The sequence below is a fragment of the Microbacterium meiriae genome (assembly GCF_025143875.1).
GTDB classification, from domain to species: Bacteria; Actinomycetota; Actinomycetes; order Actinomycetales; family Microbacteriaceae; genus Microbacterium; species Microbacterium meiriae.
Map to the genome: position 1 here is coordinate 40,107 of NZ_JAMBDU010000020.1, position 24,771 is coordinate 64,877.

The 24,771-nt window shown below is 71.5% G+C and carries 20 protein-coding genes; 12 read left to right on the forward strand and 8 right to left on the reverse strand.

Going from position 1 to position 24,771, the window contains the following annotated elements:
- Positions 1 to 22 precede the first annotated feature (22 nt).
- Both M4D53_RS12590 and M4D53_RS12595 read right to left on the reverse strand, forming a co-directional pair.
- Entirely contained in the window at positions 23 to 4,606 is a 4,584-nt protein-coding gene (locus M4D53_RS12590) for an ATP-dependent helicase (protein ID WP_259954324.1), read from the reverse strand.
- Positions 4,607 to 4,756: 150 nt separating this feature from the next.
- The gene (locus tag M4D53_RS12595) at positions 4,757 to 6,439 is read right to left on the reverse strand and encodes an ABC-F family ATP-binding cassette domain-containing protein (protein ID WP_259954325.1); all 1,683 of its coding nucleotides are present in this window, start codon (positions 6,437 to 6,439) and stop codon (positions 4,757 to 4,759) included.
- 283 nt (positions 6,440 to 6,722) lie between these two features.
- Between M4D53_RS12595 and M4D53_RS12600 the strand changes: the two genes are divergently transcribed.
- Positions 6,723 to 6,998, forward strand: coding sequence for a hypothetical protein (locus tag M4D53_RS12600; protein ID WP_259954326.1), 276 nt, complete (start codon positions 6,723 to 6,725; stop codon positions 6,996 to 6,998).
- On the opposite strand, the gene M4D53_RS12605 is transcribed toward M4D53_RS12600, so the two are convergent.
- Positions 6,971 to 7,651: an alpha/beta hydrolase gene (locus tag M4D53_RS12605; protein ID WP_187662312.1), complete on the reverse strand. Its 681-nt coding sequence runs from the start codon at positions 7,649 to 7,651 to the stop codon at positions 6,971 to 6,973. The genes M4D53_RS12600 and M4D53_RS12605 overlap by 28 nt on opposite strands.
- Before the next feature lie 66 nt (positions 7,652 to 7,717).
- On the opposite strand from M4D53_RS12605, the gene M4D53_RS12610 reads away from it, so the two are divergent.
- Entirely contained in the window at positions 7,718 to 8,323 is a 606-nt protein-coding gene (locus M4D53_RS12610) for a DUF4916 domain-containing protein (protein WP_259954327.1), read from the forward strand.
- 222 nt (positions 8,324 to 8,545) lie between these two features.
- Positions 8,546 to 10,324: a sunset domain-containing protein gene (locus M4D53_RS12615; protein WP_187662310.1), complete on the forward strand. Its 1,779-nt coding sequence runs from the start codon at positions 8,546 to 8,548 to the stop codon at positions 10,322 to 10,324.
- Positions 10,325 to 10,414: 90 nt separating this feature from the next.
- Here M4D53_RS12615 and M4D53_RS12620 read toward each other — a convergent pair whose 3' ends face one another.
- The gene (locus M4D53_RS12620) at positions 10,415 to 11,482 is read right to left on the reverse strand and encodes a threonine aldolase family protein (RefSeq protein ID WP_187662309.1); all 1,068 of its coding nucleotides are present in this window, start codon (positions 11,480 to 11,482) and stop codon (positions 10,415 to 10,417) included.
- Positions 11,483 to 11,542: 60 nt separating this feature from the next.
- Between M4D53_RS12620 and M4D53_RS12625 the strand changes: the two genes are divergently transcribed.
- Complete coding sequence (locus M4D53_RS12625; RefSeq protein ID WP_259954328.1) at positions 11,543 to 12,982, forward strand: MFS transporter; 1,440 nt, start codon at positions 11,543 to 11,545, stop codon at positions 12,980 to 12,982.
- A 16-nt stretch (positions 12,983 to 12,998) separates the two neighbouring features.
- Here the strand turns inward: M4D53_RS12625 and M4D53_RS12630 are convergent, their stop codons facing one another.
- Complete coding sequence (locus tag M4D53_RS12630) at positions 12,999 to 13,658, reverse strand: SDR family NAD(P)-dependent oxidoreductase (RefSeq protein WP_187662307.1); 660 nt, start codon at positions 13,656 to 13,658, stop codon at positions 12,999 to 13,001.
- A gap of 102 nt (positions 13,659 to 13,760) precedes the next feature.
- Positions 13,761 to 15,212: a DUF6421 family protein gene (locus M4D53_RS12635; protein ID WP_259954329.1), complete on the reverse strand. Its 1,452-nt coding sequence runs from the start codon at positions 15,210 to 15,212 to the stop codon at positions 13,761 to 13,763.
- A 72-nt stretch (positions 15,213 to 15,284) separates the two neighbouring features.
- On the opposite strand from M4D53_RS12635, the gene M4D53_RS12640 reads away from it, so the two are divergent.
- From M4D53_RS12640 to M4D53_RS12650, 3 genes are all read left to right on the forward strand, one after another.
- On the forward strand, positions 15,285 to 15,743 hold the full coding sequence (locus M4D53_RS12640; RefSeq protein WP_187662305.1) for an Lrp/AsnC family transcriptional regulator: 459 nt from the start codon (positions 15,285 to 15,287) through the stop codon (positions 15,741 to 15,743).
- Positions 15,744 to 15,805: 62 nt separating this feature from the next.
- Positions 15,806 to 16,096 carry a DUF4287 domain-containing protein gene (locus tag M4D53_RS12645; RefSeq protein WP_259954330.1) on the forward strand — a complete coding sequence of 97 codons (291 nt, stop codon included), beginning with the start codon at positions 15,806 to 15,808 and terminating at the stop codon, positions 16,094 to 16,096.
- Between the two features lie 36 nt (positions 16,097 to 16,132).
- On the forward strand, positions 16,133 to 17,101 hold the full coding sequence (locus M4D53_RS12650; RefSeq protein WP_259954332.1) for a 1,4-dihydroxy-2-naphthoate polyprenyltransferase: 969 nt from the start codon (positions 16,133 to 16,135) through the stop codon (positions 17,099 to 17,101).
- A 311-nt stretch (positions 17,102 to 17,412) separates the two neighbouring features.
- On the opposite strand, the gene M4D53_RS12655 is transcribed toward M4D53_RS12650, so the two are convergent.
- Complete coding sequence (locus M4D53_RS12655; protein ID WP_259954334.1) at positions 17,413 to 17,703, reverse strand: DUF4229 domain-containing protein; 291 nt, start codon at positions 17,701 to 17,703, stop codon at positions 17,413 to 17,415.
- 9 nt (positions 17,704 to 17,712) lie between these two features.
- Entirely contained in the window at positions 17,713 to 18,639 is a 927-nt protein-coding gene (locus M4D53_RS12660; RefSeq protein ID WP_259954335.1) for a hypothetical protein, read from the reverse strand.
- Between the two features lie 368 nt (positions 18,640 to 19,007).
- Between M4D53_RS12660 and M4D53_RS12665 the strand changes: the two genes are divergently transcribed.
- The 5 genes from M4D53_RS12665 to M4D53_RS12685 all read left to right on the forward strand — a co-directional run.
- Positions 19,008 to 19,988: a glycosyltransferase family 2 protein gene (locus M4D53_RS12665; RefSeq protein ID WP_259954337.1), complete on the forward strand. Its 981-nt coding sequence runs from the start codon at positions 19,008 to 19,010 to the stop codon at positions 19,986 to 19,988.
- Positions 19,985 to 21,349, forward strand: a complete 1,365-nt coding sequence (locus tag M4D53_RS12670) for a polysialyltransferase family glycosyltransferase (protein ID WP_259954338.1) — start codon at positions 19,985 to 19,987, stop codon at positions 21,347 to 21,349. The genes M4D53_RS12665 and M4D53_RS12670 overlap by 4 nt, the downstream gene beginning before the upstream one ends.
- Before the next feature lie 11 nt (positions 21,350 to 21,360).
- Positions 21,361 to 22,521, forward strand: coding sequence for an acylneuraminate cytidylyltransferase (locus tag M4D53_RS12675; RefSeq protein WP_232089090.1), 1,161 nt, complete (start codon positions 21,361 to 21,363; stop codon positions 22,519 to 22,521).
- 93 nt (positions 22,522 to 22,614) lie between these two features.
- Positions 22,615 to 23,487, forward strand: a complete 873-nt coding sequence (locus M4D53_RS12680) for an N-acetylneuraminate synthase family protein (RefSeq protein WP_197971849.1) — start codon at positions 22,615 to 22,617, stop codon at positions 23,485 to 23,487.
- A partial coding sequence (locus M4D53_RS12685) for a DUF6716 putative glycosyltransferase (RefSeq protein ID WP_259954341.1) occupies positions 23,484 to 24,771 on the forward strand: 1,288 nt, incomplete at its 3' end. The genes M4D53_RS12680 and M4D53_RS12685, both read left to right, overlap by 4 nt.

A 24,771-nucleotide genomic window follows, 5' to 3' on the forward strand; every position in this document is an offset into this window, starting at 1 on the left:
TGGTGGTCGTGGTGAGGCCGGGTCAGACGGCCTTGCGGAGGGTGAAGCCGCGCGGCGTCTGCACGAAGCCCGCCTCCTGCAGAGCCCGCCCGAGGATCGTGCCGTACACCCCCTCGCCGTTCACCTTCTCGACGGTCAGGGTGTCGAGGCGGCGGTCCCTGGCTGTCGTCGCGAGGTCGGCGGCGGCGGCCTGCAGCACCTCCTCGTCGTCCGTGAAGCACAGCACGGTCCGTCCGCCGCGCTCGAGCGACAGAACGAGCGCGCCGTCGACGAGCACCACGAGCCCGCCGGCCTTGCGCCCCGGGCGATGCGAGACGCCCTCGAGCTTCGGCCACCCGAGCGCCGCGCCGTAGGGGTTCGCGGGGTCGGTGGCCGCCAGGGTGACGGCCTTCCGCGGCGGCGGATCGGCGAGACCGGCGTAGGTCCGCAGACGGTCGACCGTGGCCGATGCCGCGAACTGTGCGGCGCCGAGCTTCTCGATCACGTAGCCGCGGCGGCAGTGCCCCGCCTCCTCGAACCCGGCCAGCACACGGTATGCCTGCGCGAACCCGCCTGGCACGCCCTCCGACTGCACGGCCCCGCGGGTGACGACGCCATACCGGTCGAGGAGCAGGCCGGCGGTGACGGTCGCGCGGCGCGCCGGGTCGGTCTCGACCTCGGGGAGCAACGACCAGCGTCCGCCGATCGAGGTCGGTCGAGGAGCCGTGCGCGTGAGGGACATGCCGCGATAGGTGCGCGCACGCGGAGCACGGCGCTTGACCTTATGGGCCTGGGAGCCGCCGGTCAGCAGCGAGCGGATCGGCGCGAACGTGTCGTTCGTCACATGCCCCGACCAGGTCAGAGACCACAGCGCCTCCAGCACGGACTGCTCGTTATCGGCGCCGGTCATCTCCTTGAGCTGCGCCGCGAAGTAGGCGCCGCCCGCCGCGAGGGCCGCGAGGAGGCGCGCTTCGAGCGACTCCGCGGCGATCTCCGCGTCCGGATCGGGCAGCGTGAACGGGGCGAGATCGGCGGGGTGCAGCGAGACCCACCCGTCACGCCCGGGGAGCGTGCCGTGTCCGGACCAGATCACCTCGCCCGCGGCCGTGAGCTCGTCGAGCATCGCCTGGGAGTAGTCGCGCACCCGCGATGGCAGGACGAGCGACTCCCAGGCGCTGGCCGGGATCGGGACGCCGGCGAACTGCTCGATCACCGTGAGCACGCCGTCGATGCCCTCCAGGGGGCGACCGAGATGCTGCCAGTCCGGAAGGAATCGCGCGTACGCCTCGGGCGAGACGGGTTCGACGGATCCGCGGATCGCCGCGAGCGACCGCATCCGCAGCCGCCGCAGGACCTCGGTGTCGCACCACTCGAGGTCGTCGCCGCTGCCGGCCGCGGTGGGGAGGAAGTACCCGCTCGTGAGGCGGCCGTTCGTCTCCAGGCGCTGCAGGGTGTGCCGGGCGACGGCGGCGCCGAGGCCGAACCGCTCGGCGACGGCCGTGGTCGTGAAGGGGCCGTGGGTGCGGGCATGACGGGCCACGAGGTCGCCGAGGGGATCCGCCAGGGGCTCGAGGAACGCGACGGGGATGCCGGTCGGCAGGGCGGCCCCGAGCGCATCTCGCAGGCGCCCTGCGTCTTCGATCGCGGCGACCCTGGACACCCCGGCGATCGTGACCGGGATGGCCCGCCGCGCGGTCACGAGGTCGTCGAGCAGTGCCGCCGCGGTCGCCCCGGCGGTGGAGTCGGGATCGAGGCGCGCGGCGACCTCGTCGGCATCGAGCGGGCCGAGCAGCCGGAGCAGGTCGGCGACGCCCTCCAGGCCGCGCGCCCGGCGTTCCGGATCGAGCCGCTGGGCCTCGCGCTCGAACTGGGCGATGACGTCGGGGTCGAGGAGCTCGCGCAGCTCGACCGTGCCCAGCAGCTCGCCCAGCAGCGCCGGGTCGACGGAGAGAGCGGCGGCGCGGCGTTCCGCGAGCGGTGAGTCGCCCTCGTACATGAACGCCCCGACGTAGCCGAAGAGGAGGTCGCGCGCGAAGGGCGACGGCTGCCCCGGCTGCGTCTCGACGAGGCGGATGCGGCGGTCGGCGATGCTCGTCGCGAGCTTGCGCAGCGACGGCAGATCGTAGACGTCCTGCAGCACCTCGCGCAGGGTCTCCAGGATGACGGGGAAGGTGGGATGCCGGCGTGCGACCTCCAGGAGTTGCGCCGAGCGCTGGCGCTGCTGCCACAGCGGCGTCCGGCGGTTGGGGTTCGTGCGCGGCATGAGCAGGGCCCGCGCGGCGCACTCGCGGAACCGGGAAGCGAAGAGCGCCGAGCCGCCGACCTCCTGCGTGACGAGCTGTTCGAGCTCATCCGGATCGAAGACGAACAGCTCCGCGCCGGGCGGTTCCGACTCGGCGTCGGGGATGCGGACGATGATGCCGTCGTCGCTCGCCACCGCGGAGCCCTCGACGCCGAGGCGCTCTCGCACCCGTGCGTTGATCGCCAGCGCCCACGGCGCATGCACCTTCATGCCGTACGGGGAATGGAGGATGACGCGCCAGTCGCCGACCTCGTCGTGTCCGCGCTCGACGGTCAGCGTGCGGTCCGTCGGCAGGGTGCCCGTGGCCTCCCGCTGCTCGGAGAGGTGGGCGAGGAGGTTCGCGCGCGCCTGTTCGTCGAGTCCGGCGGCGATGAGGCGCTGCTCCGCCTTCTCCGGCTTCGCCGCGGACACCTCGCGGGAGAACGCCCCCAGTGCCTCGCCCAGCTCGAACGGACGCCCGATGCCGTCGCCGTGCCAGAACGGGACCTTTCCCGGCTGGCCGTAGGCGGGGATGACGTTGACCCGGTCATGGGTGATCTCGGCGATGCGCCAGCTCGTGGTCCCCAGGGTGAACACGTCGCCGACGCGGGACTCGTAGACCATCTCCTCGTCGAGCTCGCCCACTCGGGCGCCCGTGGACTCGCCCGCCACGAAGACGCCGAAGAGCCCGCGGTCGGGGATGGTGCCGCCGCTGGTGACCGCGATCCGCTGTGCGCCCGGGCGGCCGGTGAGCGTGCCGGCATCGCGATCCCAGACGAGTCGCGGCCGCAGCTCGGCGAACTCGTCGGAGGGGAAACGGCCGGCCAGCAGGTCGAGCGTGGCCTCGTAGGCGGAACGGGGGAGTGACTGGAAGGGGGCGGAACGGCGGACGGTCTCGAACCACTCCTCGACGCTGATGGCGCCGAGGGCGCTGGCCGCGACGGTCTGCTGGGCGAGGATGTCGAGCGGATTCCGCGGCACCTGGATCGCCTCGATCTTCCCCGCCAGCATCCGCTCCGTCACGATCGCGGTGTGCAGCACGTCGCCGCGGTGCTTGGGGAACAGGGCCGCGCGGCTGATCTCGCCGACCTGATGCCCGGCGCGACCCACGCGCTGGAGTCCGGAGGCCGCGGACGGCGGCGCCTCCACCTGGATCACGAGGTCGACGGCGCCCATGTCGATGCCGAGCTCCAGGCTGCTCGTGGCGACGACGCACCGGAGCACGCCCGACTTCAGCTCCTCCTCGACCTGCGCACGCTGCTCTTTCGACACCGAGCCGTGGTGGGCCTTGGCGAGCACGGGATCGGCGCCCGCGGTGGACCCGGCCTGCGCCATCATCGCGGCGGGCACGGTCGGCTCCGGAAGCGCGACGCCGCTCCGTTCCGCGTAGATCTCGTTCAACCGTCCGGTCAGCCGTTCGGCGAGGCGGCGGGAGTTCGCGAAGACGATGGTCGAGTTGTTCTGGAGGATGCGGTCGACGATCGCCTCCTCGACGTGCGGCCACACCGACCCGGTGACCTCGGTGTACTCCGCGTCGATGCCCGGCGCCTCCGGCGGGGCCCCGGGTGGCGGCGGCGGGTTGGTCATGTCGTCCATCGGCACGACGACACCGAGTTCGAAGGTCTTCGATGCCGGCGGGGCGACGATCTCGACCGGATCACCGCCGCCGAGGAAGCGCGCCACCTCGTCGATGGGGCGCACGGTGGCGGACAGGCCGATCCGCTGCGCTGCGGTCTCCGCACCGTGGGAGCGACGGAGGGCGTCGAGGCGCTCCAGGCTCACCGCGAGGTGCGCGCCGCGCTTGGTGGCGGCGACGGCGTGCACCTCGTCGATGATGACGGTGTGCACGTCGCGCAGCGTCTCGCCCGCCCTGCTCGTGAGCATCAGGTACAGCGACTCGGGCGTGGTGATGAGGATGTCGGGCGGATCGGACACGAGCTTGCGCCGATCGCTCGATGTCGTGTCGCCCGAGCGGACGCCCACCGTGATGCCGGGGGCGGTGAGGCCGAGCCGCCGGGCGGACTGCCCGATGCCGATGAGCGGCGAACGCAGGTTGCGCTCCACGTCCACGCCGAGGGCCTTGAGCGGGGAGATGTAGAGGATCCGCGTCCGGGACCCGTCCTTCTTCGGCTCCTCCGGCGCGTCGGCGCGCTCGCGGAACACGCTGTCGATGGCCCAGAGGAACGCCGACAGCGTCTTGCCGGATCCTGTCGGCGCCACGACGAGGGCATGCTTGCCGGCGGAGATCGCCTCCCACGCGCCCGCCTGGGCCGGTGTGGGTGCGGTGAAGGCACCCCGGAACCAGTCCTGTGTGGCCGGGGTGAAGCGGTCGAGCACGTCGCTCATGCCTCCATCATTCCCGACCCCACCGACATCCGGCTCGGACCTTGACAGCCCCCTCTCCCGCCCGCACGACCCGGTCCCGCCCGCACGACCGAACCGTGGTTCCGGTCGTGCGGGCGGTCAAGGGTCGTGCAGACGGAATGGATGACGAGGTCACACGACCTCCTGCAGCACGCCGTCCGCGTCGATCTCGAGCGTGAGGTCGAGGTCGAGTCGGGCGAGGAAGGCGTCGTCGTGACTCACCACGAGCACCGCGCCGCGGTAGGCCCGCAGCGCCTCGACGAGCTGGTCGACCGTGTCGAGGTCGAGGTTGTTCGTCGGCTCGTCGAGGACGACGAGGTGCGGAGCCGGATCCGTGAGGAGCAGCCTGGCCAGAGCGACCCGGAACCTCTCCCCGCCGGACAGCGCGGACACCGGGCGGTCGGCCGTCCCGCCCCGGATGAGGAACCGCGCGAGCCGGTTGCGGAGCTCCTTCTCCGGGACCTGCGGTGCCGCGGCGGCGACGTTCGCGAAGACGGAGAGGCGCTCGTCGAGACCGTCGACGCGCTGCGGGAGGTAGCCGATCCGGTCAGTGAGCGCCTCCGCCCGGAGCTCCGGCCGTTCACAACTCAGGAGATCGCGCCCGATCTCCGCCTCCGGCGTCGGATTCGGACGTTCCGGCGCCTCTGCTCCTGAGTTGTGCACGGCCCCGTCGACCAGCCGCTCCAGCAGGGTCGTCTTGCCGGCGCCGTTGCGCCCGACGAGGGCCACGCGTTCCGGACCCTGGATCACCCACGACCGCTCGGGCCCGCTCAGCTCGGCGATCCGCCGACTCCGCGACACGTCGGGGTCCGGAAGCTCGATCTTCATCGACGCGTCGGACCGCACCCGCCGTCCCGCCGCATCGTGTGCCGCACGTGCCGCGTCCTCCTTCGCGCCGACCTCGGTGCGCAGCTTCCCTGCGGACACCTCGGCGGCCATCTTCCGACCGTGCGCGATGATCTTCGGAACGCGCTTCTCGACCTCGGCCTTCTTGGCGGTGCGGGCCCGGTGAGCGAGCTTGACCTCGGCCTCGATCCGCTGCCGCTTCTCCTTGCGGAGCACCTGGGCGGCGGCGACCTCGGCCTGCTTCGCCGCGTCCTGTTCCGCATCCAGCCACGCGCGCCACTCGGAGTACGGCCCGCCGAACACCGAGAGGTTCCGTCCGTAGAGCTCGGCGGTGTCGTCCATGAGCTCGAGCAGTGCGAGGTCGTGGCTCACGACGATGAGCGTGCCCTTCCACGACTGCACCATCGCGGCGAGGGTGGCCCTGGCGTCGCGATCGAGGTTGTTCGTCGGCTCGTCGAGGAGCGTGATGGGTGCCCGCCGCAGCCGGATCCCGGCGATCGCGACGAGCACGGCCTCCCCGCCGGACAACTCGCCGACCGTGCGGTCGAGGAACGCGGGGACGAGCCCGGCCTCCGCGAGGGAGGCCTCCGCCCGTGCCTCGATGTCCCAGTCGTCGCCGACCGCGTCGAAGTGCGCGGGGTCGACGTCGCCCGCCGTGATGGCGCGCACGGCGTCGAGTGCCGCCGTCACTCCGAGCAGGTCGGACACCCGGCGGTCCACGTCGAGCGTGAGCTGCTGGGGGAGGAAGGCGACCTCGCCCGAGGTGTTGAGGGATCCGGAAGTGGGGTCGAGTTCCCCGGCGATCAGTCGGAGCAGGGTGGACTTGCCGGCGCCGTTGCGGCCGACGAGGCCCGTGCGCCCGGCACCGAAGGCTCCGGAGACGCCGTCGAGCGCGACCGTGCCGTCCGGCCAGGTGAAGGAGAGCCGGTCGAGGACGACCGAGGCGTGCGAGGAAGAGGGGTGTGACATGGGGTGTCTCCTGTCGAGTGCGAGGGTGCACTGACACCGAGCCCCTGCCGGGCCGTGGAGTCACGGAAGCGGAGGAGGGCGTCTGCCGGGGAGTCGGCGATCGTCGGGTCAGCGCGCGAGAAGAGGGGCGCGGAGGCGACGATTCAGATCAAAGGACTTCCAGACACGGCGGACAGGACGCCACGACGATACCCGGGCGTGTCGCGTCGTGCAACTCCCGGGCGTGTCGCGGGTCCGTCGCGCGGGGGATGCGGGGGCGCTCGCGAGCTTCTACCGTGGAGGCATGGCAGACGATCGGAACCCCAGCCCAGAGGAGATGCGCGCCAGGACCGGCCGCGGCATCGGTCTCGCGGTCGGCATGGCCATCGGTGTCTCCATGGGCATCGCGTTGCAGAACTGGGCGCTCGGCCTCGTCTTCGGCGTCGCCATCGGCATCGCGCTGTCCGTGGCTTTCCGCGGATCGGGAGGCAGCGTCGAGAAAGGGTCGGACGGCGCCGACGCCGTCGACGGCCCGGACTCCGGCGACGACACTCAGGACGGCCGAGGCCCCTCCGCCTGATCCGCGTCGATCCCCGCGACCCAGGTCGTGAGGAAGCGGTGGACGTCGCCGAGCTCCTCCTCGGAGATGCTGTGGGTGAGACCGCTGTAGACGCGACCGGAGAGGGTCGTGTGCGCGGGGAGCCATTGCGCCGTGTGGGCGATCAGCGGTGCGGGGATGACGTCGTCGTGCGTGCCGCGGCCCCAGAACACCGGAGGGCTGACCTCCGCCAGATGCTCGTCCTGGGGAAGGGCGTCCGGGGCGGCGTACCCGCTCAGTGCGACGACCGCACCGAACCGCTCGGGCGCGAGCCGCAGGGCCTGGAGGGATACCGCGGCACCCTGGGAGAACCCGAGCAGCGCCACCGACGGCGCGTCCGCCGCGGCCTCGTCGAGCCAGCGCAGGAACGCCTCGGCCGCGAGGGTGACGGCGGCGGAGCTGCGTCCGTCGAGCCCCTCGATCGGGTACCAGGAGCGACCGGGGGTCGGCCACGGCGGGGCGAGCGGAGCGGCGACCGAGGCCACGGCGATGCCGGAGGGCAGATACGGGACGAGGCCGAAGAGGTCGTGCTCGTCGGCGCCGTAGCCGTGCAGCAGGACGAGCAGCGGGAGCCCGGCGGGGTCAGGGGGCGACCATCGCGTCGCGGCTGCGTCGATCGTCAGGTTCTCGGTCACACCGTCATCCTGCCAGGGCTCGCGCCGATGCTGCCCATCCGCGAGGACGGCTGGTAGAAAGGAGGCATGGCGGTGCGCACACCCGATCCGGAGCCGGAGCCCGAAGACGAGGGCCTCGGTTCGTTCCGCGACGCGAACCCGCCGAGCCCGGACGCGAACCCCGGCTGGCTGAGCGACGTCGAGCTGGAGGAGGCGCGGCGCCACCTGCCGATGCTCTACGTCGAGGCGATCCCCGTGCGCACGGACGGCTCCGGTCAGGTCACCGAGATCGGCGTGCTGCTGCGCTCCACCCCGCTCGGCGAGATCACGCGCACGATCGTGTCGGGCCGCGTGCGCTTCGGAGAGACGATCCGCGACGCGCTGTTCCGTCATGTCGAGAACGACCTCGGACCCATGGCGTTTCCGCTCCTGCCGCCGCAGCCCCTGCCGTTCACGGTGGCCGAGTACTTCCCGATCCCGGGAGTGAGCGCGTACCACGACGACCGTCAGCACGCCGTCTCCCTCGCCTTCGTGGTGCCTGTGACCGGCACGTGCGAGCCGCGTCAGGACGCGCTGGAGGTGACGTGGTTCTCCCCGGAGGCCGCGGCCTCCGATGCCGTCGCCGCCGAGATGGAGGGCGGCCGCGGCACCCTCATCCGGCACGCGCTCGCCAGCCTCGGCCTCCTCCGCTGACCCTCTTCGCGCCCTCCCCGCCGAGACCCCGGCTTCGCGTCGAGACCCCGGGCTTGACCCGTGCGGAACGCGGGGTTTCGACGGCGGCCCGGGGTCTCGGCGAAAGGGGCAGGAATCCGAGCTTGTCCTCGGAGCGCGGGAGCGGTATTCATGACGAAGGTGATCTGTTCAGAACGCCCTGATCCGCGCGGTCGTCGACCGCGTCCGTCCCGAAGGATGCTCATGGCGTTCGCCGCTCCTCTCCGCACCCTCCGCGCGCTGGCCGTCACGGTCGCCGCCGCGCTCCTCGCCTCCGGGCTCGTCTTCGTCGCGGCCCCCGCCGGCGCGGCGGTTGCGCCCGACCCGGCCTTCCCCGGGGTCGCCGAAGCGCTTCCCACGGCAGTGGAATCGGCCGCGGGGATCGCCGCCGCTCCCGGTGAGACGGATCCGGACGGCACCGCCGTCGTCTCCGGACAGGTCACGTTCCCTGACGGCACCGATCTGAGCGCGGGACGGACCTTCGTCGCGGCCTATGCACCCGGGGCGGATGCCGGTTCCCCGCTCGCGGCCGTCGGCGTGACAGACGGGTCGTACTCCCTGCGCGTCCCGCAGGGCGACGTCGTCCTCGGTGTGGTGTCGGAGGGACGCGCCGTCTTCGATCAGGGGGGCCCGCAGGTCGGCGAGGTCGTGTCTGTGGGGCCCGACGGGTTCGTGCGCGACGTGGTGCTCGAGCGCTCCGCCCTCGTCTCCGGGCGCGTCACCGCGCCGACCGGCGTGGACATCACCGGGCAGCGGGTCGTCGTCGCCGTCTACCCGGCGGCCGGAGCCGGAGCCGCGGTCGCCGCCGCCAACGTCGTGACGGACGCCGGTACGTTCGCCGTCGGAGGGCTGCCGGCGGGCGAGTATCGCGTCGCCTTCGTATCGTCGGTCGCGGGCGCGGTCTCGGAGTGGTGGCAGGACGCACCTCGATTCGAGAAGGCGCGGCCGCTCGTGCTGGCTGCAGGGGAGGCGCGGCCGGGGATCGATGCCGCACTCGAGGCGCTGCACCGCATGGAGACCTCGGTGCCCACGATCAGCGGTACGCCCGTCGTCGGACAGACCCTTCGAGCGCTTCCGGGGGCCTGGACCGCGGGTGCCGCGCTCAGCTACCAGTGGTACGCGAACGGAAAGGCGATCGCCAAGGCGACGGCCTCCTCCCTCGCGCTGACGACGGCGCACGCGGGGACGCGCATCACCGTCAGGGTGACCGGGAAGAAGGCCGCCTTCGCGTCGGCGACGGTCGCCTCGGCCGCGACGGCCGCCGTGCTCCGCCCGCTCGTCGCCCCGACACCGTCGATCACCGGCACGCCCACCGTCGGGCAGACCCTCAAGGTCAGGACCGGAACCTGGACGGCGGGAACACGGCTGACGTATCAGTGGTACATCAACGGTGCCGCTGTCGCACGAGCCACCGCGGCCTCGTTCACGCTTCCGTCGTCGGCGGCCGTGAAGACGGTGACCGTCGTCGTCTCCGGGACCAAAGCCGGGTACGCCGCCGCATCGCGGCGCTCGAAGCCGACGGCCGCGGTGAAGGGGATCCTGTCCGCACCGACGCCTCGGATCACCGGATCCGCGATTGTGGGCTCCCGCCTCACGGCCGTGCCGTACACCTGGACGAGCGGCACCCGGCTGAGCTACCAGTGGTACATGAACGGGCGGGCGATCTCCCGTGCGACCGGCTCGACACTCGTCGTCACCCCGGCGATGGTGAAGGCGAGGATCACGGTCCGGGTCACCGGCACGAAGAGCGGCTACATCTCCGCCGCGCGCACATCGGCTCGGACGGCCGCCGTCGTCTATCCGGGGCGCACCACGCCGATCTCGACCTGGAACTGCCCCGCGTGGGCTCCCATCAAGGGCAACGCGCAGTCGATGATCTATCACGTGCGGAGCGGGGCGTACTACGCGAAGACGAAGCCGGAGGCGTGCTTCTCCACGGAGAGCGCCGCCGTCAAGGCCGGCTACCGCAAGTCGAAGCGCTAGGCGACCTTCTCCCGCCGAGACCCCGGTTTCGCGCCCACACCCCGGCGTAGACGCGCGAGCACCCCGGGGTCTCGACGCGAACCCGGGGTGTCAGGGGCGCGTGAGGCGGGCGAGGGCGTCGACGAAGGCGTCCACGTCGGACTCCTCGGTGTCGAAGCCGCACATCCAGCGCACCTCGCGGCGCGCCGCGTCCCAGTCGTAGAAGCGGAACACGTCGCGGAGCTGATCGGCGACGCCCTCCGGCAGAGTCGCGAACACGCCGTTCGCCTGCGTCGGCTGCGTGAACTCCACTCCGACGATCGACCCGTCGGCGAGACCGTCCTCGATCCGCCCGCGGAGCCGGGCCGCCATGGCGTTGGCGTGCCGGGCGTTGCGCAGCCACAGGTCGCCGTCGAGCAGGGCGATGAGCTGCGCCGAGACGAACCGCATCTTCGACGAGAGCTGCATGTTGAACTTGCGCGCGTAGTTGAGGCCGACGGCGGCCTCCGGGTTCAGCACGACGATGGCCTCGCCGAGCATCGCGCCGTTCTTCGTGCCGCCGAAGGTCAGCACGTCCACCCCGGCGTCGGTCGTGAACGCCCGCAGCGGGAGGTCGAGGGCGGCGGCCGCGTTCGACAGGCGCGCGCCGTCGACGTGGAGCTTCATGCCGCGCGCATGGACGTGATCGGCGATCGTGCGGATCTCCTCCGCCGTGTACAGCGTGCCGAGCTCGGTGGACTGCGTGATCGAGACCACCAGCGGCTGCGCGCGGTGCTCGTCGCCCCAGCCCCAGGCCTCGCGGTCGATGAGGTCGGGGGTGAGCTTGCCGTCATCGGTGGGGACGGTGAGGAGCTTGAAGCCGCCGATCTTCTCGGGCGCTCCGCCTTCGTCGACGTTGATGTGGGCGGTCGAGGCCGCGATCACGGCACCCCAGCGCGGCAGCATCGACTGCAGGCCGGTGACGTTCGCCCCGGTGCCGTTGAACACCGGGTACGCCGCGGCGGTGTCGCCGAAGTGCGCCTGGAACACCTCCTGCAGGCGGGCGGTGTAGGCGTCCTCGCCGTAGGCCACCTGGTGGCCCCCGTTCGCGGCCGCGAGGGCCGCCAGGACCTCGGGGTGGATGCCGGAGTAGTTGTCACTGGCGAAGCCCCGGATGGCGGGGTCGTGCGGGATGCTCACCGGACAAGCCTAATCGCCTTCCCCTACCGGATGTCGGAAGCCCGCTCTACCCTCGAACCCATGGAGCGCAGCGCGGCGAAGACCGCTTTCGCGAACGTCCTCGTCAACACGTTGATCGCCAACGTCACGACGAGCTTCCTGTGGTTCGCCCTCACGTTCTGGGTCTACATCGAGACCCGGTCCGTGCTGGCCACGGGCATCATCGGTGGTGCGTACATGCTGTTCGTCGCGTTCTTCGCGATGATGTTCGGCACCATCGTCGACCGGCACCGCAAGCACCGCGTCATGCTGCTGTCGAGCGTCATCTCCGCGGCGGCATTCCTCGTCGCAGGCGTGCTCTACCTCTGGCAGCCCGAGGCCTCCCTGCTCGACCTCGGCGGACCGTGGTTCTGGCTCTTCTCCGGCGTCATCCTGTTCGGCGGGGTGATCGAGCAGCTCCGCAACATCGCGCTGTCCACGACGGTGACGCTGCTGGTGCCGGAGGAGAAACGGGCCAACGCCAACGGTCTCGTCGGCACCGTGCAGGGGATCGCGTTCCTCGTCACGAGCGTCTTCTCCGGCCTGTCGATCGGCTTCCTCGGCATGGGGTGGACGCTGGGAATCGCGATCGCGGCGATGGCCCTCACCTTCGCGCACCTGCTGTTCATCCGGATCCCGGAGGCGGAGCCCGAGGTCGATCCGGAGGCGAAGAGCGCCGTGGACTTCCGCGGCAGCGTCCAGGCGATTCGCCAGGCGCCCGGACTGTTCGCGCTCATCGTCTTCTCGACCTTCAACAACCTCATCGGCGGCGTCTACATGGCGCTCATGGATCCGTACGGACTCACGCTGTTCGACGCGCAGATGTGGGGGTTCGCCCTGGCCTTCGCCTCGACAGGTTTCCTCATCGGCGGGGGACTGGTGGCCAAGTTCGGCCTCGGGAGGAAGCCCGTCCGCACGATGCTCCTCGTCGTGATCGCGATGGGGCTCCTCGGCGCGATCTTCATGCTGCGCGAGTGGTGGCCGCTGTACGTCCTCGGCATGTGGGTGTACATGGCGCTCGTGCCTCCCGTCGAGGCCGCGGAGCAGACCGTGATCCAGAAGGTCGTGCCGTTCGCGCGCCAGGGACGGGTGTTCGGTACTGCGGCCGCGATGGAAGCGGCGGCGGCTCCGATCACCGCCTTCCTCATCGCCCCGATCGCCGAGTTCCTCGTGATCCCGTACATGGACAGCGCGCAGGGGCAGCGGCAGTGGGGGTGGCTCCTCGGCGAAGGCGAGGCGCGGGGCATCGCACTGATCTGCCTCTTCGCGGGGCTGATCATGGTGGTCGCCGCGAGCCTGGCCTTCTTCACCCGGTCGTACCGCACCCTCACCGAGCTGTACGCCACCGCCCCGGATCCGGCACCGGAGGAGGCGCAGGCTCAGGATTCCGCCGTCGACGACGCGGAAGGGGCGAAGGACAGGCCGGACACGCATCGCGACGCCCCGCCGATCGTCCCCGGGATACCGCCCGAGTCCCGGTGACGGCGCGGACCGGGACTCAGCCCAGGTCGAGCACGCGGTCGTTGAGGTCGGCGGCGCTGGTGTCCCAGAGCCCGACGAGACGCGCGGCGAGGGCATCGGGATCGAGCGCCTTGGCGCGGAACACGACGGCAGCGGCGCGCAGCGGTTCGTCGGCTTCGCGGGCGATCTTGGCGTACCCCTGGGCGACGGCACGGGTCCAGGCTTCGCTCGCCGCCTTGACCGCTGCGTAGTTCGCTCCGCCGGCGAGGGGCCGTGCGACGGCGGTGGACGACACGATCGCGAACCGTCCGGCGGCCGAGGCGCGGAGACGGCCGTCGAAGGCCCGGCTCGTCGCCCGCACCGCTTCCAGCGCCGGGAGCAGCGCCGCGAAGTCCTCGTCGGTCTGCCCGGCGAGTCCGCCTCCACCTCGCCAGCCGCCCACGAGGGGCACGACCGCATCGACCGTCTCGAGCCGCCCGGCGAGCGCCGTCATGTCGGCGAGGGAGGTCGCGTCGGCGACCGCCGTCTCGGCGCCCGCCTCGGCCAGGGCGCGTAGTCGCTCGGACGTACGGCCGGTGGCGACCACCCGGGCGCCGGCATCGCGCAAGGCCCTCGTCGCGGCCAGTCCCGCTGCGCTCGTGGCCCCCGCCAGCACGACCACGCGGCCCTGCGCTTCCCGGCTCGTCGGCGTCGTCATGCGGTGTCCTCTCGGTCGGAGATGCCTCTGCGGCCGGACCCGGGATCCGGGTCTCCGGCCGCAGAGGTGGTGCGCCCCAGCGTCACAACGGAGCGGTGCGGATCAGTCGTCCGTGCCGCGGATGCCGACCGTCGACTCGATGACCGGCTTCATCTTCTTGTCGAGCGTCTCGAAGAACATCGACAGCGGGAACTCGTCGTCCAGGACCGCGTCCGTGTAGCCCTTCGGTGCCCCGGCGAGGATCTCGTCCGACAGTCCGCGGGCCCACTGCGACGCGGGGTGCGGCGTCAGCGTGCTGCGGACCAGCTCGTAGGCGGCGAGCCAGTGCGCGACCTTGGGGCGGTCGATCGAGTGCCAGTACAGGTCGTCGATCGCGTCACCGAGCGCCACGACGGCGTCCGGCACGTTCTCCCAGTCGAAGGCGAGCGCCGTGTCGGTCCAGTGCAGCACGCCGCGCTGGTGCAGCCACGCGAACAGGAGCTGGCCGCCCACCGCGTCGTAGTTGCGCACGCGCGTGCCGGTGATGGCGAAGCGGAAGATGCGGTCGAAGATCACGGCGTACTGCACGAGGTGCGCGTACTCGTGCATCTCCCGCTCGGTCTCCGTGAGCTCTTCGCCCGCGGCGACCCGGGCATCCAGCGCCCGCTCGATCTTCACCGACTCACGGAACGCCGTCATGTCGCAGCGCATCTCTTCCAGCGAGTAGAGGAAGAACGGCATCCGCTGCTTGATCATGAACGGGTCGAAGGGCAGGTCTCCGCGCATGTGGGTGCGGTCGTGGATGATGTCCCACATCACGAAGGTCTTCTCGGCGACCTCCTGGTCCTCCAGCATCGCCGCCGCGCGCTCGGGGAGGTCGAGGTTGGTGATCTCCGAGGCCGCACGGACCACGCGGCGGTAGCGGGCGGCCTCGCGGTCCTGGAAGATCGCGCCCCAGGTGAACGTCGGGATCTCGCGCATGGCGACGGTCTCCGGGAAGAGCACGGCGGAGTTCGTGTCGTAGCCGGGCGTGAAGTCCACGAGCCGAAGCGAGACGAAGAGCTTGTTGCCGTAGTCGCCGGCCTCGAGCGCGGCGATGAACTCCGGCCAGATGGTCTCGACGATGAGCGCCTCGACCAGGCGGTCGCTCGAGCCGTTCTGGGTGTACATCGGGAAGACCACGAGGTGGCGGATGCCGTCGACGCGATGCTGCTGCGGCTGGAAGCCCACGAGCGAGTCGAGGAAGTCCGGCACGCCGAAGCCCTCGGCCGCCCAGCGCTCGAAGTCGGCGATGGAGGCGGAGAGGTACTCCGCGTCGTGGGGGAAGGCGGGGGCGAGGGCCCGGATCGCGGCGGTGATCTCCCCGACGAGCGCGGTCGCCTGGTCCAGGGTCGCCGAGCTCGTCGAAGCGCCAGGGATCGAGCCGTCCTTGATCTGCAGCTCGCGGATGGCGATCGCCGCCTGCTTGAGCTGCGCCCAGGCGGCGGAGTTCTCGACGATCGACGCATCCTCGACGACCTCGGGTTCGCCGATGATGGCCTGAACAGCGGAACTGTTGGCGGAAACGAGGGACATCGGAACCTCCGATCGCAGTGAAAAACGGAAAGATTCCGGTTATAACGGAATCCTGACGATAATCTTACAGCCATGGATGATTCTGTCGACCGTGCGATCCTGGCGACCATCTCCCGTGACGGGAGGGCGACGCTGTCCCAGCTCTCCGAGGCCGTCGGGCTGTCCGTGTCGGCGGTGCAGTCCCGGTTGCGGCGACTCGAGACCCGCGGCGTCATCACCGGCTACCGGGCGATCCTGGACCCGGAGCAGGCGGGGACTCCGCTGTCCGCCTTCATCGAGATCACGCCGCTCGATCCGGCCCAGCCCGACAACGCCCCCGAGCTCCTGGAGCACCTCGACGCGATCGAGGCGTGTCACTCTATCGCCGGGGACGCGAGCTACATGCTGTTCGTCCGCGTGCCGACGCCGCGCGACCTGGAACAGCTCGTCCGCGATGTCCGGCTCGCGGCGAACGTGAGCACGCGCACGACCGTCGTGCTTCAGACGTACTACGAGCACCGGCCCATCATCCCCGTCGCGTCCGCCGAGTAGGCCGGGCGACGTGGGATCATCATCCAGACGTTCCTCGACGGGGACGGAGAGCGGAGAGAACCATGTCCTTCCAGGCGTACCTCGACAAGGTCGAGACCCAGACCGGCCTCACGCCGCGGCAGTTCATCGCCCTCGCCCACGAGCAGGGGTTCGACGAGAACACGAAGTCCACCGTCGTCCTCAACTGGCTCAAGCAGGAGTACGGCCTCGGTCACGGCCACGCGCAGGCCATGGTCCACGTCATCCTCAAGGGGTCGAAGATCAGCGACAAACACGTCGGCACGACCGGGGCGCACGCCGACAAGACCGACGAGCTCTGGCTCGACGGCAAGGACAGCAACCCGCACCGCTGAGCTCGCCGCCTCGCCGCGACGACTAGGATTCCGTGGGTGGCAGCATCCTCCCAGCGCAAGAAGAAGTCCGGTCGGCGCACCCCGCCGCGCACCAGCGGAAACCCGGCCAAGCGGCCGGTCGTCGAAGCGGGTCCGGTGACGATCGGCGACTGGATCGGTGCGGCGCGTCTGCGCACGCTGCCCCTCGCGATCGCCCCCGTCGTCATCGGTACGGGAGCCGCACGCAGCACGGGTCCGGAGTTCCACTGGGTGATCGCGCTCGCGTGCCTCGCTGTGGCGGTCCTGCTGCAGATCGGCGTGAACTTCACCAATGACTACAGCGACGGCATCCGCGGCACCGACGCCCATCGGGTCGGCCCGGCGCGGCTCACGGCCTCCGGCCGCGTGAAGCCGCGCACGGTGCTCGTCATCGGCCTCGTCTTCTTCGCGCTCGCCGCAGCGGTCGGGATCGCGATCGTCGTCCGCACCGGACAGTGGTGGATGCTCGCGGTCGGTGCGGCCTGCATCGTCGCGGCCTGGTTCTACACCGGCGGCAAGAGGCCCTACGGGTACTACGGCCTCGGCGAGGTCTTCGTCTTCGTGTTCTTCGGGCTTGTGGCCACCCTGGGCACCACGTGGGTGCAGGTCTTCATGCTCCCGCAGCAGGCCTGGCTCGGAGCGATCGCCGCCGGCCTGTTCGCCTGCGCGGTGCTGCTGGCCAACAACCTCCGCGACATCGATCAGGACCGCGAGGTCGGCAAGCGCACCCTGACGGTCCTCATCGGCCGCCGCGCCACGCAGGTCCTCTTCACGCTCTTCGTGCTCGTGCCGTTCGGCATCGCCGTGTTCCTCGCGCTGCTGTTCCCGATCGCCTGGATCTCCCTGCTCGCGCTGCTGGCCGGGCTTCCCGCGATAGTGATCGTCTGGACCTACCGTCAACCGCGGGAACTGGTCATCGCCCTCGCGCTGACGTCGCTCACCTCGCTGCTCTACGCCGGCGCCCTGTTCTGGGCCTTCGCCGGCTGACTCCGCTCCCCGTCTCCCGTCGGGCACAACTTCGGAGCTCGCGACCGACACGCCGTCGTCCTGGCCCTCTCCCCGGCGCGTTTTGCGGTCGCTCCGAAGTCGTGCGCGGTGAGACCTGCACAGGGGGCCGAGATGTCGGTCGAACCTATGGCTTAGCCGAGAGTTTTGAGACCGAGTCCAACAATGGAGACGCGGACAGGGCCGGTCACGACTTCGGAGACGGTGGACGACACGCCGCGTTGATGACCGCGCGGGCGGCGTGCCGCGGCGGATCTCCGAAGTTGTGCGCGGGTGCGCGACGGAAGAGGGCGTCAGGGGCGCTCGTCGGGGGAGCGGTCGACGAGCTCGTCTTCGGCGTCGGCGTCGGCCTGCTGTCCGGAGACCTTGCCCTGCCGGCGCTCGTGCAAGCGGGCGGAGGCGTCCGAGAGCGGGGTGCGCAGGAAGAGCATCGAGATGCTCGCGCCGATGAGGGCGGCGAAGATCGCGGCGAGCCACCAGAACTCGCGGAAGATCGGGAAGAAGAACCACAGGATGGCCAGCGGGACGAGGAACGCCAGCAGGCGCAGCACGGTGTAGACGAGGAGGGGGGCGGGCTTCTTCACCCCCTCAGTCTACGTTCGCGGTCCCGTGGCCCCGCCGGGAACCCGGAGCCCGAGGCTGACGAAGGGGATGCCCCGCACCACGCGCCGCCACGGATGCTCACCCAGCGTCCACAGCAGCTCGTCGTCGGGGTCGAGGGCCAGATCCTCGCAGCCGACGGGCAGAGCCATCGGGTGCCGGGTGAGTGCATCGTGGCGGCCGGACCACAGCACCCCGGGCCGGAGGTGATCGGACTGTGAGACGAGGTAGCGGTCACCCCACCGCACGGCTCCCTGCATGTGCCGGATGCCCGGAGTGAAGTGCTCGAGTTCGAGGAAGCCCTCGTGGGGGCCATGGGGAATGGTGAACTCGCCGACCGCTCCCGTCTCCTGGCCGCGGTATTCGCCGATGAGCACGCGGGGGAGCGGGGTCCCGTCCGCGTCGAACACCCGACCGAGGAAGGAGCATCGGAGGGCGACGGGGTGGCGGCGGGTCCTGACCGCGACCACGGCCGTCCGCCGGTCGCGGCGCCGTCGACCGCCGCGCACCCGCTGGGCATCGGTGCCGTGCACCCGCCGGAGCGCACCGAGGTCGAACTCCCAGATGCCCTGCCCGGTGGCGGCCGCGAACAGGCGGTCGCCGAACCAGGCGAGTCCTCCCGCATGGATCGGTGCGGGCTGCAGGACGCCGTCGTCGTCGGCGACGGCCAGCACGATGTCGAGGCGGCGGGTGCGTTCGCGATCCACGAGGGTCACGCGCGAGGCGAGGTGGCGCCCCGACGGGTCCTGGCGGAACCAGCTCACCGCGAGAGCGCGTCGTCCGCGGCGCTCGCCGACGTCGATGCCCTGGGGGTACCAGCGCTGGGTCCACGACCGTGCCGTGAGCCAGCGCAGCTCGATGCCTCCGACGCGCTGGCGCCGCCACATCGGGCGCCATATCGTGCTCCAGGGCCACCGCATCCGTCCATCGTCGCCGATCCGGAGGCTCGGCGCGAATTTTCACGGATTGACCTAGGCCGATTCGCGCGATCGAACAGACGGTTGTATCGTGTTACGTGTTGAGTGCTGATCTTCATGGAGTCGCTCTCGACGACGCCTCGCGGTTCGCTGGTGGGGGCCAGTACCGCCGCGAGGTGGCCGTCGCCTCACGGTGACGGTTCACCGGGTGTTCGCATCCGGCAGTGCAACGCACTGGGGGTGTGGCTCGTTCGGGTGCGGGCCACACCTCAGCGTTCACCTCGCGCGTCACCGGACGTTCACCGCACGGTCGCTCTCCGGCCACCGTCGCCTGCCACGATGACGAGCCCATCGCCCACTCCGGGAGCTCCGTGCGCACGCCCCTCGTCACCGTCATCCTGCCTGCGAAGGACGCCGGCCCGTACATCGGCACCACCCTCGAGACGCTCACCCGGCAGTTCGACGATCCCGCCGCTCTGAAGCTCGTGGCCATCGACGACGGCTCCCGCGACGAGACCGGCGCGCTCATGGCGCACTATGCGGAGCGGTTCCCGCACGCCCAGGTGCTGCGGAACGCCGAGCCGCGCGGGCTGGCGTCGGCACGCAACCAGGGGCTCGCGCACGTCGAGGGCGAGGCGTTCTGCTTCGTCGACGGGGACGACTGGATGCAGCCCCAGCGCCTCGCGGTCCTCGCCGCGCGCCTGCGAGAGCTCCGGTGCGAGTTCCTTCGGACGGATCATGTCACCGTCACCGGGATGCGGCGTGCGCTCGTCCGTGCTCCATATCCGTGGAGGGAGCGGGTCGTGCCACCCCGGGAGGCGATCCTTCCGGTCGATGAGCCGAGCATGGTGGACTACCCCTTCGCCTGGGCGGGACTCCTGCACCGCCGTGTGCTCGACCGTGGGCTCGCCGCGTTCCCCTCCGGCCTCTTCACGGCCGAGGACCGCCCATGGATCTGGCGCCTGCATCTGGACGCGGCCTCGTTCGCCGTGGTGGACGCCCCGGCGCTGCTCTACCGCCGAGGCGTCGAGACGTCGCTCACGCAGGTGCACGACCGCCGCCAGCTCGACTTCGCCCCCGCGCTGGCGGAGGTGATCGAGCTCGTCCGGAAAGACCGCGATGCCGACCGCTTCCTCCCGAAGGCCGTCTGGACCGCGCTCGCCCTCAGCGCGCATCACCTGGTGCGCTCGCGGCGCATGGCGCCACCCGTGCGTCGCGAGATGCGGAGGCGGATCCGCACACTGCTGCACGACCTCCCGGCGGCGGAGGTCGCCACGGTGCTCGCCCGGCTCGACGGTCCGCGACGTCGGGTGCTCGCGCGCAGCCTGCGCGGCGGAGGCCACGCGACATGACCCGCCTCTTCGCCCTGCACAGCGCCTACGGGCTCGCGACCGCGGCCGCCGCGATCGATGCGGGCCTGCTCGACGCGGGCTCCGGCGCGGGCGCTCACGCCCCGGAGCGGGTGCTCGTGCCGTTCACCTCGTCGCGGGTCCCGGAGACGGTCGTCGGCATCGACACGGATCCGGCGCTGCACTCCCTCCGCGGCCGGTTCCATCGTGTCGAGCCGTTGGCCGACGTGCTGGGACCCCTGCATCCGAGCGCCTGGGAACCCGCGGACGCCGACCTCCCGGTGCTGGGGCGGCTTCTCGCGCGAGCGTGGCGGCTCGACCCGCGGGAGATCGAGCTCCTCGTGCAGAGCCCCCAGGTCGCACCGGCCCGTACTCTCCTCTCCGTGTTCCCCGAGGCGCGGGTGACCATCGTCGGCGACGGCCTCATGACCTACGCGCCGATGCGGGTACGGCTGCCGCACGCGGTCACGGCGCGGATCGAACGGGTCGTGTACGCCGACGTGGTGCCCGGCGTCCGTCCGCTGGTGGCCTCTCCGCACGCGGCGGCGGTCCCGGTGCCTCCGGAGCCCTTCGCGGCGGCGCTGCAGGAGACGGGAGAGTCGTCGGAAGGGTCGACCGCTGCAGGACCGGCGACCGTGCTCGTGCTGGGACAGTACCTCGCGGCCCTCGGTCTGATGACCGCGACGGAGGAGGTCGCGCTCCAGCAGCGTCTGGTGGACCGGGCGGCGGAAGAGCTCCCGGAGCGGATCGTCTTCAAGCCCCATCCCGCAGCACCGCCGCAGCTCGCCCACGCCGTGCGCGCTCATGCGGAGAGTCGCGGTCTGGCGTTCGTGGAGGACCGCGGTCGTCTGGCTGCCGAACTCCTGGCGGAGCGCCTCGACGCGCGCGCCGTCGTGGCGACCTTCTCGACGGCTCTGCCCACGGTCCGCACCCTGTTCGGGCGGAGGATCGGCGCCGCGGGCGCGACGGAGCTGCTCCGCACCCTGACCCCGGTGGAGAACAGCAACCGCATCCCCCTGACGATCGTCGATGCGCTCACACGGACGCTCTCCCCCTATGCCGATCCGGATCGGTTGCAGCTCCTCGTGGACGCGGTGGGCTACACGATGCAACCGGAGATCGCGGGGCACCTTCGAGCCAGGGCGGAGGAGCTGCTGGACGGCCTCGACCGCGAGGAGCGTCGGCGGTACTTCGCATCGGAGCGGCTGACCGCGCTCGCCCTCCCCGGGGGGTCGGCGCCGCGGGGCGTGCGCCGCCTGCTGGCTCCGCGCGGCGGGGTGGGACGGATAGAGGAATGGCGGCTGACCGCTGTCGGCGCCCGACGCCGCGTGGGCCGCGCCTGGCGGGAGATCCGCGGACGATGAGGAGACATGACATGGACGAGCGCCTGCAGACGACGGTGGCGATCATCCCCGCGCGGGGCGGATCGAAGCAGATCCCGCGGAAGAACCTCGAGCGTGTGGGGGGCGTCCCCCTCGTCGCCAGAGCCGTGCACGCTGCGCGGGCGGCGGCGTGCTTCGACCTCGTGATCGTCTCGACCGACGACGACGAGATCGCCGTGGCGGCCGAGGAGGCGGGCGCGCGGGTGATCCGGCGGCCGGTCGAGCTCTCCGGAGACACCGCGACCTCGGAGGCGGCGATCCTCCATGCGCTCGATGAGCTGGAGCGCGAGGGTGAGCGGTTCGAGGTCGTCGCGTTCCTGCAGGCCACCTCGCCCTTCCTCCCGAGCGCCGCGTTGGCCGATGCCGTCGCCGAGGTGCAGCAGGGAGAGTCCGACAGCGTCTTCTCCGCCGTCGAGACCTACGGTTTCCTCTGGCGCCGGGGGGTCGACGGCACGGCCGAGGCGATCAACCACGAGGCCGGCCACCGCCCTCGCCGCCAGGACCGAGAGCCGCACTATCTGGAGACCGGAGCCTTCTACGTGTTCCGGGTCGACGGATTCCGCGCCCACCGCCACCGCTTCTTCGGGCGGATCGGGATCGCCCCCGTGTCCGAGGAGACCGCGATCGAGATCGACGATGCCGCGCAGCTTCAGGCCGCACGGGCCCTTGCCGTTCTGCATGAGAGCCCGGTGCGGATCCCCGTCCGCGCCGTGGTCACCGACTTCGACGGGGTGCATACCGACGACACGGCGATCATCGACGCGGATGGCGGAGAGCGGGTGCGGGTCAGCCGGGAGGACGGGATGGGCGTCTCGCTCCTGCGGCGGGCGGGGGTGCCGATGCTGATCCTTTCTACCGAGGTGAACCCCGTGGTGCGAGCCCGAGCCGACAAGCTCCGCGTCCCCGTCCTGCACGGGATCGCCGACAAGGAGGCCGCGCTGCGGCAGTGGGCGCAGGAGCAGGATGTGGCGCTCGCCGACGTCGCCTACCTCGGTAACGACGTCAACGACCTTCCCGCCATGCGGATCGTGGGCTGGCCGGTCGCCGTCGCGAACGCCCACCCGCTCGTCCGTGCGGAGGCGCGCGTCGTGCTGGGGAGGCGAGGCGGCGACGGGGCCGTGCGGGAGCTCGTCGAACGGGTGTTGTCGAGCTGACCGCCCCCGGTAACCGTCCGGTCGATCGGTGTTCACCCGCGGCCCGTACTCAGGAAGGACGGGGCGGTTGACCGTTCGACGACCGGAGGAATCATGACTGTCAGCATCGGATCGCACGTGATCGGCGGCGGCCGTCCCGCCTACGTCATCGCGGAGATCGGCCTCAACCACAACGGCGACGTCGACATCGCCAAGCGCCTCATCGACGTCGCGGCCCGAGCCGGCGCGGACGCGGTGAAGTTCCAGAAGCGCACGCCCGAGATCTCCACCCCGGAGCACATGCGCGACGTGCCGCGAGAGACGCCGTGGGGCACCATGAGCTACCTCGACTACCGGCGCCGAGTGGAGTTCGGCCGCGACGAATACGTCGAGATCGGCGACCACGCGACGATGCAGGGCCTGGACTGGTTCGCCTCGCCGTGGGACGTGCCGAGCGTCGCCTTCCTCGAAGACCTCAACGTCGTGGCGCACAAGGTCGCGTCGGCGAGTCTGACCGACACCGAGCTGCTCGTCGCGCTGCGCGAGACCGGGAAGCCGGTCATCCTCTCGACGGGCATGTCCACCATGGAGCAGATCGACCGCGCGCTGGACACGCTCGGCACCGACCGTGTCGTCCTCATGCACGCGACCTCGACCTATCCGCTCGAGCCCGAGGAGGCGAACCTGCGGGTGATCGCGACCCTGCGGGACCGCTATCCGGGGATCCCGGTCGGCTATTCGGGACACGAGCGCGGCCTGCAGATCTCCCTCGCCGCGGTCGCGATGGGAGCCGTCGCCGTGGAGCGCCACATCACCCTGGACCGGACGATGTGGGGTTCTGATCACGCCGCATCCCTGGAGCCCGGGGGCCTGGAACACCTGGTCCGCGACATCCGTGTCATCGAGAGCGCGGTGGGCGACGGCGTCAAGCGCGTCTTCGACAGCGAGCGGGCGCCGATGGCGAAGCTCCGCCGCGTGCCCGCATGACCGCCGGCGCCGGGATGCGCGTCGTCGCCATCGCGGACGCCGACTCGTTCGTGAAGTGGGCGGCATCGTTGCTGGGGGCCGTGCCCGACCTGCGATCGCAGCTCCTGCTGGTACGCACGCCGTTGACGGTGAGCGCCGCGCAGCAGGATGCGGCGCTGGCGGGCACCGGCTTCGGCGCCGCCGACGTCACGCGGCTCGACTTCGAGCGCGTGGCCGGATGGCTCGAAGTCCAGCGCCCGGACGTGGTGCTGCTCGCCGGGCGGGGACCGTTCGTCCGCCTCCTGGGCCGAGTCGTCGATGCATTGCGGCACCGTCCGGTGACCGTCTCGGGGCTCCCCGGCATGGCGATCCCCGCCCAGCGCGGGGCGCTCGACTACCGGCGACACACCGACCTGCTGATCGTGCACTCGCACCGCGAGCGCCGTGCCTTCGCCGAGCTCGGCGAGCGCATCGGGGTGCGGACGCCGCTCGCTCTGGCGACCCTGCCCTTCGCGCGGGGTCGCGAGCGGTGGAGTGGCAGCCGTCTCCGGGAGTCCGCGGCGGCCGGAGTGCTCTCCGGGGGTGCGGGCGGCATCGCTCTGGCGGAACGTCCTGTCGACGGAACACCCGCGGCGGTCCGTCCGCCCGGGGCGACGGACGTCGTCTTCGCCGCGCAGGCCCTCGTGCCCCGACGGCCGGAGGAGCGCGCAGCGATCGCCGCCATTCTCGTGCGCGCCGCGGAGGCCGATCCGTCGCGCCGGGTGGTCGTCAAGGTGCGGTCCCGGCCGGGGGAGGCCGAGACCCACCTCGACCGTGATCCGTACACCCGTCTCTTCACGGCGGGCCGCCCGGCGAACCTCGTGTTCTCGCACGCGCCGATGGCGACCGCGCTCGAGTCCGCCGCCGGTCTGGTCACGGTGAGCTCGACGGCGGCGGTCGAGGCGCTGGCCCACGGGGTCCCCGTGATCGCGCTCGACCGCTTCGGGGTGCACAAGAGTCTCCTCAACACGGTCTTCATCGGCAGCGGTCTGCTGGGCGGCGCGGGCGAGGTCGTCGCCGGCCGGTTCCGCCACCCGCACCCGTCCTGGCTCCGCGACAACTACTTCCACCCGGAGGTGGAGTCGGACTGGTGGGATCGGGTGCAGGAGCTCGTGGCGCTGCGTCGGGCCGGGGCCCTGCCGCATCGACGGGTGCCCGCGGCCCGGGGCGGGGCGCTGCACGAGGCCTGGCATCGCGCGAGCGTGCTCGGCCGCGCGGACCGCTCCCTCACCGGCCGCCTCGCGCTCGCCGCAGGCGTGCCTGCGA

Bases quoted from the DNA above. Each gene is read 5' to 3' on its own strand.
- M4D53_RS12680 (WP_197971849.1), top strand. From the start codon at position 22,615: ATGACTGTCAGCATCGGATCGCACGTGATCGGCGGCGGCCGTCCCGCC.
- M4D53_RS12645 (WP_259954330.1), top strand. From the start codon at position 15,806: ATGTCCTTCCAGGCGTACCTCGACAAGGTCGAGACCCAGACCGGCCTC.
- M4D53_RS12670 (WP_259954338.1), top strand. From the start codon at position 19,985: ATGACCCGCCTCTTCGCCCTGCACAGCGCCTACGGGCTCGCGACCGCG.
- M4D53_RS12590 (WP_259954324.1), bottom strand. From the start codon at position 4,606: ATGAGCGACGTGCTCGACCGCTTCACCCCGGCCACACAGGACTGGTTC.
- M4D53_RS12610 (WP_259954327.1), top strand. From the start codon at position 7,718: ATGGCGGTGCGCACACCCGATCCGGAGCCGGAGCCCGAAGACGAGGGC.
- M4D53_RS12660 (WP_259954335.1), bottom strand. From the start codon at position 18,639: ATGCGGTGGCCCTGGAGCACGATATGGCGCCCGATGTGGCGGCGCCAG.
- M4D53_RS12635 (WP_259954329.1), bottom strand. From the start codon at position 15,212: ATGTCCCTCGTTTCCGCCAACAGTTCCGCTGTTCAGGCCATCATCGGC.
- M4D53_RS12600 (WP_259954326.1), top strand. From the start codon at position 6,723: ATGGCAGACGATCGGAACCCCAGCCCAGAGGAGATGCGCGCCAGGACC.
- M4D53_RS12625 (WP_259954328.1), top strand. From the start codon at position 11,543: ATGGAGCGCAGCGCGGCGAAGACCGCTTTCGCGAACGTCCTCGTCAAC.
- M4D53_RS12630 (WP_187662307.1), bottom strand. From the start codon at position 13,658: ATGACGACGCCGACGAGCCGGGAAGCGCAGGGCCGCGTGGTCGTGCTG.
- M4D53_RS12595 (WP_259954325.1), bottom strand. From the start codon at position 6,439: ATGTCACACCCCTCTTCCTCGCACGCCTCGGTCGTCCTCGACCGGCTC.
- M4D53_RS12675 (WP_232089090.1), top strand. From the start codon at position 21,361: ATGGACGAGCGCCTGCAGACGACGGTGGCGATCATCCCCGCGCGGGGC.
- M4D53_RS12640 (WP_187662305.1), top strand. From the start codon at position 15,285: ATGGATGATTCTGTCGACCGTGCGATCCTGGCGACCATCTCCCGTGAC.
- M4D53_RS12615 (WP_187662310.1), top strand. From the start codon at position 8,546: ATGGCGTTCGCCGCTCCTCTCCGCACCCTCCGCGCGCTGGCCGTCACG.